8 protein-coding genes and 4 tRNA genes are annotated in these 8,494 nt (G+C 62.6%); 11 read left to right on the top strand and 1 reads right to left on the bottom strand.

The genetic code is table 11. The features are described from left to right. The 7 genes from VLR48_RS18360 to VLR48_RS18390 form a co-directional block, all read left to right on the top strand. The coding region (locus VLR48_RS18360) for a tetratricopeptide repeat protein (protein ID WP_325293176.1) at positions 1-563 on the top strand (563 nt) is incomplete at its 5' end. 26 nt (positions 564-589) lie between these two features. Further along, positions 590-1,477: a 4-(cytidine 5'-diphospho)-2-C-methyl-D-erythritol kinase gene (ispE, locus tag VLR48_RS18365; RefSeq protein ID WP_325293177.1), complete on the top strand. Its 888-nt coding sequence runs from the start codon at positions 590-592 to the stop codon at positions 1,475-1,477. A gap of 46 nt (positions 1,478-1,523) precedes the next feature. Beyond that, positions 1,524-1,598 (top strand) — tRNA-Gln (locus VLR48_RS18370). A 104-nt stretch (positions 1,599-1,702) separates the two neighbouring features. Further along, positions 1,703-2,656 carry a ribose-phosphate diphosphokinase gene (locus VLR48_RS18375; protein ID WP_093027450.1) on the top strand — a complete coding sequence of 318 codons (954 nt, stop codon included), beginning with the start codon at positions 1,703-1,705 and terminating at the stop codon, positions 2,654-2,656. Between the two features lie 78 nt (positions 2,657-2,734). Next, positions 2,735-3,343 (top strand): 50S ribosomal protein L25/general stress protein Ctc, encoded by a 609-nt coding sequence (locus tag VLR48_RS18380; protein ID WP_325293178.1) that lies wholly within the window; start codon positions 2,735-2,737, stop codon positions 3,341-3,343. A 138-nt stretch (positions 3,344-3,481) separates the two neighbouring features. After that, on the top strand, positions 3,482-4,078 hold the full coding sequence (gene pth, locus VLR48_RS18385) for an aminoacyl-tRNA hydrolase (protein ID WP_325293179.1): 597 nt from the start codon (positions 3,482-3,484) through the stop codon (positions 4,076-4,078). A 528-nt stretch (positions 4,079-4,606) separates the two neighbouring features. Then, complete coding sequence (locus VLR48_RS18390; protein WP_325293180.1) at positions 4,607-6,100, top strand: OmpP1/FadL family transporter; 1,494 nt, start codon at positions 4,607-4,609, stop codon at positions 6,098-6,100. Positions 6,101-6,225: 125 nt separating this feature from the next. Here the strand turns inward: VLR48_RS18390 and VLR48_RS18395 are convergent, their stop codons facing one another. Next, the gene (locus VLR48_RS18395; protein ID WP_325293181.1) at positions 6,226-7,563 is read right to left on the bottom strand and encodes a UDP-glucose/GDP-mannose dehydrogenase family protein; all 1,338 of its coding nucleotides are present in this window, start codon (positions 7,561-7,563) and stop codon (positions 6,226-6,228) included. A 253-nt stretch (positions 7,564-7,816) separates the two neighbouring features. On the opposite strand from VLR48_RS18395, the gene VLR48_RS18400 reads away from it, so the two are divergent. From VLR48_RS18400 to VLR48_RS18415, 4 genes are all read left to right on the top strand, one after another. Further along, positions 7,817-7,901, top strand: a tRNA-Tyr gene (locus VLR48_RS18400). Positions 7,902-8,048: 147 nt separating this feature from the next. Beyond that, positions 8,049-8,122: transfer RNA gene (locus VLR48_RS18405), tRNA-Gly, on the top strand. Positions 8,123-8,144: 22 nt separating this feature from the next. Beyond that, positions 8,145-8,220 (top strand) — tRNA-Thr (locus VLR48_RS18410). Between the two features lie 94 nt (positions 8,221-8,314). Further along, the coding region (locus VLR48_RS18415) for a GTP-binding protein (protein ID WP_325290268.1) at positions 8,315-8,494 on the top strand (180 nt) is incomplete at its 3' end.

Raw genomic sequence — 8,494 nt, forward strand, 5'->3', positions numbered from 1 at the left:
TCTACCTGGTCGAGACCGAGATTCTCGAGTCGGTCGGCCGATCCGACGAAGCGATGGCGATCTTCGACAGCGCCTTGCAGGCATTTCCCGACGACGAAAATCTGCTATACGCGCGGGCGCTCTCGGCGGTCAAGCTCGATCGGATCGAGCTCGCCGAGCAGGATCTGAGGCGGATCATCGAGATCGACCCCGAGCATGCCGATGCCCTGAATGCGCTCGGCTACACCCTGGCGGATCGAACCGACCGCTACGCCGAGGCCAAGGGCTACATCGAGAAGGCCTATGCGCTCAAGCCTGACGAGCCGGCAATCCTCGACAGCATGGGCTGGGTACATTACCGGCTCGGCGATTACGAGACCGCCCTCGATTATCTCAGGCGCGCGCTCGAGAGCTTGAGCGACGGGGAGATCGCCGCGCACCTCGGCGAGGTTCTCTGGGCCATGAATCGTCGCGAAGATGCCCTCGAGGTCTGGGAGGCGGCGGCCAAGGAGCATCCGGACCATGAGTACCTCAAAGAGGTCATGGGGCGGCATCGCGCATCCGGCGGCGAGCCGTCGCGATGAGTCGGAACCCGATCGGCCGGAGCACGATGAGCCAGAGCCCGATGAACGAGCCGTTCAGGTTCGAGCCGTCCCCCGAGTCGTTTTGGCCCGCGCCCGCCAAACTCAATCTTATGCTGCGCATCGTCGGGCGTCGGCCCGATGGTTATCACGAGCTGCAGACGGTGTTCCAGTTCATCGATCGTTGCGATCGGCTTAGGTTCGAGGTGCGCGAGGACGGGCTGATCCATCGTCTCCTCGACGTGCCGGGCGTCGCCCCGGAGGACGATCTGACCGTCCGCGCGGCCCGGACCCTCCGGGACGCGACCGGTTGCCGTCTCGGGGCGGATATCCGCTGCGACAAGCTGCTTCCGATGGGCGGGGGGCTCGGGGGCGGTAGTTCCGATGCGGCGACCACGCTGGTCGCACTGAATCGGCTCTGGGCCACCGGTCTCGACGAGGACGCCCTCGCGGATCTGGCCTTGCCTCTCGGCGCCGACGTGCCTGTCTTCGTGCGTGGATTTGCGGCTTGGGGAGAGGGTGTCGGGGAGCGCCTGACGCCGGTCATGTTGCCCGAGCCCTGGTACTTGGTGTTGTCTCCGCCCTGCTCGGTCTCCACGAGGGATGTGTTTATGCATCCTGAGTTGACACGGGATTCGGTGCCCGCCACACTAGCGGACTTCGTTGCCGGCGACGTCACGAACGATTGCCTGAGCGTCGTGCGACGCGGCTATACTCCAGTTGCGGAGGCCCTCGATTGGCTTTCGGGCTGGGGCGGTGGACGGTTGACCGGAACCGGGGCCTGTGTCTTTGCGGTCTTCGATGATCGGTCGCACGCGCTCCGCGCGCTTGAGCACTGTCCACCCAAGATGCGCGCGTTCGTCGCCCGCGGGCTGAATCGATCGCCGCTGATCGCGCACATGGACACGCTATCCTGATGCTGCGGCGTGCAGCGTGCGTGATGTCGAGGGCCAGACCAGTTTTTGGGGCGTAGCCAAGCGGTAAGGCACCGGGTTTTGATCCCGGCACCCCCAGGTTCGAATCCTGGCGCCCCAGCCATACCCCGTCGCGCCGCGACGCGTCGGTTTGCCGACGGTTCGTCGCGTTTCAGTCGAGCCCCGGTGTTGTCACCCCCCCCCCAGCAAGACGTCAGGAAATCGCCAGTGCCTGCCAGCCATTTGATGGTTTTTTCCGGGAATGCCAATCCGGAGCTCTCGGTCGAGATCGCCGGTTATTTGAGCGTCCCGCTCGGTAAGGCCGTCGTCGGTCAGTTCAGCGACGGCGAGGTGATGGCCGAGATTCAGGAGAACGTGCGCGGCCGCGATGTCTTCGTCGTGCAGCCGACCGGGGCTCCGACGAACGATAATCTGATGGAGCTGCTGGTGATGATCGATGCGCTGCGCTGGGCGTCGGCCAAACGTATCACCGCGGTCATCCCCTATTTCGGCTATGCCCGGCAGGATCGCCGGCCCCGCTCCGCGCGTGTTCCGATCACAGCGCGCCTCGTCGCCAAGATGATCGGTCAGTCCGGCGCCGATCGCGTTCTGACGGTCGATCTGCACGCGGATCAGATCCAGGGGTTCTTCGATATCCCGGTGGACAACGTCTATGCCTCGCCGATTCTGTTGGGCGATGTTTGGCGAAAACGCTACGACGATCTCATGGTCGTTTCGCCGGACGTCGGCGGCGTAGTACGCGCGCGCGCCCTTGCCAAACGGCTCGACGATGCGGATCTCGCGATCATCGACAAACGCCGTCCGCGCGCGAACGAGGCGAAGGTCATGAACATCATCGGCGATGTTCGTGATCGCTCGTGCGTCATCGTGGATGACTTGGTCGACACTGCGGGGACCCTATGCAGTGCCGCTGCAGCGCTGAAAGATGCCGGTGCCTGTCGGGTCGTGGCCTATTGCACCCACGCGGTGCTCTCGGGGCCGGCCGTCGACAACATCTCGGCCTCGCGGCTCGACGAGCTGGTAGTCACCAATACCATTCCATTGCGTCCCGCGGCGAAAGCTTGTCCCAAGATCAGGCAATTGAGTATCGGCGAGTTGCTCGCCGAGACGATGCGGCGGGTCTCGAACGAAGAGTCGGTCAGCTCGCTGTTCGTCGACTGATTTAATCCATTCCGGCGTTGCGATCCTGGTCGCGGGATCCTGCGCTTTTTTGTAGTCATCATCAACCGGAGAACGCCGATGAGCGTCAGTTTCGAGATCAACGCGCAGCCCCGCGCAACGGCAGGAACGGGTGCGAGCCGCCGCCTGCGTCGCACGGGTCAGGTGCCCGCCATCGTTTACGGTGGCCATCAGGAGCCCGAGATGGTCTCGGTCGGCCACAACGAGCTGCTCAAGCACCTGGAAAACGAGGCGTTCTACTCGCACGTCCTCGATCTGCGGATCGGGGAGCGCTCGGTGAAGGTCGTCTTGAAAGACCTGCAACGCCATCCCGCAAAGCCTTTCGTGCAGCATGTGGACTTTCTGCGGATCACGCAGGACGAGAAGCTGCGCATGAGCGTGCCCTTGCATTTCATCAACGAGGACCGCTCAAAGGGCATCAAGATGGGTGGGCAGGTGTCCCACAACATCACCGAGCTCGAGATCGTCTGTCTGCCGAAGGATCTCCCGGAGTTCATCGTCGTCGATATGGGCGATACGGATATCGGCCAGATCATCCATCTGTCCGAGATTCAGTTGCCCGAGGGTGTGAGTCTTGCGCATGTCCCTGATTCGGACGAGGCCGTCGCCATGATTTACGGCCCGCGCGGTGGCGGAGACGAGGAGACGGAGGAGGAGGAAGGCGCTTGACATCGCCGGGCGCCTGACGTGGCCGACGACAGTGCCGACTCTCTTTTCGAAAGGACGGTTTTTCGGCGCCGACCGGGTGCTCGATGGTCGCTTTGCCGGCCTCCTGTGCCCGTGTCGTGCGGCGGTCGGCGGTGATCGGTGAGCGAGCCCGCCGGCATCCGTTTGATCGTCGGTCTCGGCAATCCCGGCGAGCAGTACGAGGCGACGCGTCACAACGTCGGCTTTTGGCTCGTCGACCGGATTGCCGAGGATTTTCGCGAGGCGTTTCGCGCCGAGTCTAAATTCTTCGGCCAGCTCGCCCGCATTCGGCTCGCCGGGGCCGATCTGCGTCTGCTCAAGCCCTCGACCTACATGAACCGCAGCGGTCAATCGATCGCTGCGGTCGCCCGCTTCTATTCCATCCCTCCCGAGCAGATCCTCGTTGCCCACGACGAGCTCGACCATCCCGTTGGTCAGGTTCGCCTCAAGCAGGGCGGCGGTCACGCCGGGCACAACGGGCTGCGCGACACCATTGCCGCACTTGGCGGTAGTCGCGACTTTTGGCGTCTGCGGATCGGGATAGCCCATCCCGGCGACCGCACCCTGGTGACGGGCTATGTTCTCGGGCGTCCGTCCAAGGCTGATGCCGAGCAGATCAACACGGCCCTTGCCGATTCCGAGCGGATCCTCGATGACCTCGTCGCCGGCCGCTTCCAGATCGCCATGAATCGCCTCCACTCGCAACGGCGCGATTGAATGCCGTTCGGATTCTCATTCGCGGTTCGCACGCACTCGACCCCGCATGGGCCGGGCCCGTGAACCCCACGCCTGGGATCCTCTAAAATCCTGTTTTTTATCCACTAAACCGCATCGGCGACAGCGTCGATGAGGTCGGGCGAGGTCGAATCAGCATCGCGCGTCGATCGTTGACTCCGGACGCGGTTTAGCGGAGTTTGACAAATCGCAATACCGAGCCGAGTATTCCGTCTGATCTCCGTGATCGCCGCGTGTCTCGGCCCTTTCCTCAAAAGTGCCTCACCGCGCCTTCCGCAAACATCCCGTCGAATGACGCCGTATTCGGGATCGGGCAATCGCTCGCACTGAATCCGAAGTCTTCCGACCGGTCGGCGGGCGAGGTCGTCTCCGCGGCTTTCAATGACGGCTCATCTCCGAATTCGACCTTCCGTCGATGCCGGGTCTGGCGAGCCCGTCGAGCGGGGCTCGACCATCCCAACGACAAAGTTAGCCGTTCAATCGGCATGACGACTGGAGGAGTTTTCGCACATGACCGGAACATTGAAGTGGCCGTTGACGGCTGCAGTGATTGCATGCGCATCCGTGCCGACACTGGCATCGGCAACCAATGGATATTTCTCGCACGGCTGGGGTACCAAATCCAAGGCGATGGCGGGCGTCGCCGCGGCCTTGCCGCAGGATACGCTCGTCACGGCAACGAACCCCGCCGGAATGGCATTCGTCGGGACATCGCTCGATGTGGGATTGGCCTTCTTCAGTCCTTCGCCGCGGGGCTACGACGCGAACAACGACTTTTCGGTGGACCCCGCCTCGGGCTTTCCGACCGGGCCGTTCGTCACTCCGGGCCGATATGACAGCGAAGGGGATTGGTTTCTGATCCCGAGCTTCGGTTTCAATTACGAGCTGGATGAAAAAAGCACGATCGGCTTTACCGTTTTCGGCAACGGCGGGATGAACAGTGATTATCGGGATCGCCCGGTCTGGGAGAACTTCGCCGCGGCACCCAATCAGCTCGCGATCGGTCCCGGCATGATGCCGCCTCCAGGCACGATTGCGAGCCCCGGTGGACTTCTGTTCACGCAGACGAACCCGCCGATGCCCGTGACGGACCCGAACATGCCTCCGCCGCCGAACGGCAACAACGCCAACCCCGGCGGTTTTCTGAGCGCGACCGGCTCGACCGGTGTCAACCTCGAGCAATTGTTCATCGAGATCCCCTACACCTTCAAATTCGCGGATGGAAAGCAATCGGTCGGTATAGCGCCGGTTTTTGCGATGCAGAGTATCGAGGTCAAAGGGCTTCAGCCGTTCCGCGCGGCCTCCTTGTATCCGGACAAGGTCTCGAACAACGGAACCGACTGGTCGTACGGCGCCGGCCTGCATCTGGGATGGTACGGCGAGGTGACCGATCAACTGGCGTTCGGTATGTCGTATCGCACCAAGATGTGGATGTCGGAATTCGACGACTATAAGGGGCTGTTCGCCGATGGGGGCGAGTTCGATATCCCTGCGATGTTGAACTTCGGCGTCTCCTTCAAGGCGCGGCCGGACCTGACCTTTGCGTTCGACTACCAGCGTATCTTCTACGGCGAGGTCTCGTCGATTTCCAACTCGAACGACAACGACATCTCGCCCTGTTTCACCTCGAACCCCAAACCCGCGTATTGCCTTGGCGGTGAGGACGGACTCGGGTTTGGATGGGACAGCATGGACATCTTCAAGGTGGGTGTGCGTTACGACCACGACGAGAAGCTGAGTCTGATGGGCGGCGTGAGCTACAACACCGAGTTCGCCTCCGGTCGGCAGGCCCTTCTGAACATCATGGCGCCCGCGACCATTCGTTGGCACCTCACCTTGGGCGCGTCCTACCGCTTTACGGAAAAGGATGAGTTCGCGTTGGCCTTTTCCTACATGCCGGAGGAAGAGCTGAGCGGCACGAGTCCCAGCATCACCCAGGCTCAATCCGGATCCATCTACATGGAACAGATGGATATCCAGATCGGTTGGAATCACCGCTTCTGACGGGCCCTCGACGACGCTCGTCCGGCGTGCCGGGCAAACGTCGTCGCAAGGTTGTCAGGGCGGTCCCGCCGCGCCCGCGCCGGTGCGGCGGGCTTGCCGATTGCGTGAGCGAACCCGATCGGGCGTTATTGCGCCGTCATCGGCAAGCGACCGATCGAGATATAGGTCAGTCCGGTAGCGGTCGCGAGATGTCCGTCGAGAATGTTGCGGCCGTCGAAGATCACTCCGGCCTTGAGCTTTTCCTTCATCAACCGGAAATCCGGGCTGCGAAACTGCGACCACTCGGTCAGGACGGCAAGTGCGTCGGCTCCCTCCAATGCCGATACGGCATCGTCGACCAGTGCCAGATCGGCCCGCTCGCCGTAGATCCGCTGTGTCTCCGGCATGGAAACCGGGTCGAATGCCTGAACCTTGGCTCCCGCCTCCCAGAGCGATTCCATCAAGACCCGACTCGATGCCTCTCGCATGTCGTCGGTATTGGGCTTGAACGAGAGACCCCAAACGGCGATGGTGCGGCCCTTCAGATCGCCGTTGAAATGCGCGTGGATCTTTTTGAACAGCAGGTCCTTCTGTCGGAAGTTCACGGCCTCGACGGCATGCAGCAGCTGCGGGTCGTACCCCAGGCTACGCGCGGTGCGCTCGAGCGCGCGCACGTCCTTCGGGAAGCAGGAGCCGCCGTAGCCGCAGCCGGGGTAGATGAACTGGTAGCCGATGCGCGGATCTGAGCCGATGCCGACGCGAACCTTTTCGATGTCGGCCCCGACGGCTTCGGCGATGTTCGACAGCTCGTTCATGAAGCTGATCTTGGTCGCCAGCATGGCATTGGCGGCGTACTTGGTCAGCTCGGCCGAGCGCACGTCCATCAGCATGACGCGGTCATGGTTGCGATTGAAGGGGGCATAGAGCGCGCGCAGCAGCTCGCCGGTACGCGGATTGTCCGTGCCGACGATGATGCGATCCGGTCGCATGAAGTCGTCGATCGCCGCGCCCTCTTTCAGGAACTCGGGATTGGAGACCACGTCGAATTCGACTGTTACATCGCGGGCGGCCTGCGCATCGCGGACGGCGGCGGCCACCTTGTCGGCGGTTCCGACGGGCACGGTCGACTTGTTGACCAGGATGCGATACGCATCCATGTGCTCGCCGATGCTGCGCGCGACCGCGAGGACGTACTGTAGATCGGCCGAGCCGTCCTCGTCCGGCGGCGTGCCGACCGCGATGAACTGAAAGAGTCCGTGCCGTACCCCTTCCTCGGCGTCGGTCGAGAAGGTCAGCCGGCCCGCCGCGCGGTTCTGCTTGATCAGCTCGTCGAGCCCGGGCTCGTAGATGGGCACGCCCCCGCTGTTGAGGAGGGCGATCTTGGCAGGATCCACGTCGATACAGAGGACGCGATTGCCGACCTCCGCCAAGCAGACGCCAGTGACCAGTCCAACGTAACCGCTGCCAAAAATCGTAACGTCCATTCTTTATCGTCTCCGGGCTTTTTCGGTCGGATCAACAGTGATCGGGGGTGGCCGTCCGGTCGCGCGCATCGCACTTGCGCCGTTGAGATCGGCGCGCGGCGTCCGACTCGGCTCCTCGATTGTATATCCGCCGGGCCGGAGTGTATCGACCCGATTGCCTCGGGTGCGGCGCACGTCCCGGTTGTCTTGCGCGCAATCGTCCACGCCGGCTTGACGCTGGCGGTTTTGCCCCATATACTGTGCCGCTCTTTAAGGAGGGGTTCCCGAGCGGTCAAAGGGATCAGACTGTAAATCTGACGGCTCAGCCTTCGGAGGTTCGAATCCTCCCCCCTCCACCAAATTCTAGGCCGCAGAAGTGTCTTTGCGGGTTGCCTTTCCGGGCTGGGCTTGCGGCTTGAGCGTAGGTCCTCGAGGCGCGAAAACGACGTAGCCTGCCGGCACGGCAGCGTTCGCCCTTCAGCCCCGTGGTATGGCGTGAAAGCGCTGCGGGTGTAGTTCAATGGTAGAACCTCAGCCTTCCAAGCTGATGGTGTGGGTTCGATTCCCATCACCCGCTCCATTAAGATGTGTGCTTTGCGATCGCCCATGTAGCTCAGTTGGTAGAGCACACCCTTGGTAAGGGTGAGGTCACCGGTTCGACTCCGGTCATGGGCTCCATTTTCCTTTTTCGAGATTCAGTCGTCGATCTTGGATCGTCGTAGCAGTAGCGTCCAGCGCGACTTGTCGATTTGAACCATGCGGGGAGCCGTTCATGTCCAAAGCAAAATTCGAGCGCAGCAAGCCACACGTAAACGTCGGCACGATCGGCCACGTCGACCACGGCAAGACGACCTTGACGGCGGCGATCACGACGCACCAGGCGAAGAAATTCGGCGGTGAGGCGCGCGCCTACGATCAGATCGACAACGCCCCCGAGGAGCGCGAGCGCGGC

Origin of the sequence: Thiocapsa sp., from assembly GCF_035467215.1 — a bacterium.
Classification (GTDB): domain Bacteria; phylum Pseudomonadota; class Gammaproteobacteria; order Chromatiales; family Chromatiaceae; genus Thiocapsa.

Bases quoted from the DNA above. Each gene is read 5' to 3' on its own strand.
- ispE (WP_325293177.1), top strand. From the start codon at position 590: ATGAGCCAGAGCCCGATGAACGAGCCGTTCAGGTTCGAGCCGTCCCCC.
- VLR48_RS18380 (WP_325293178.1), top strand. From the start codon at position 2,735: ATGAGCGTCAGTTTCGAGATCAACGCGCAGCCCCGCGCAACGGCAGGA.
- VLR48_RS18390 (WP_325293180.1), top strand. From the start codon at position 4,607: ATGACCGGAACATTGAAGTGGCCGTTGACGGCTGCAGTGATTGCATGC.
- VLR48_RS18395 (WP_325293181.1), bottom strand. From the start codon at position 7,563: ATGGACGTTACGATTTTTGGCAGCGGTTACGTTGGACTGGTCACTGGC.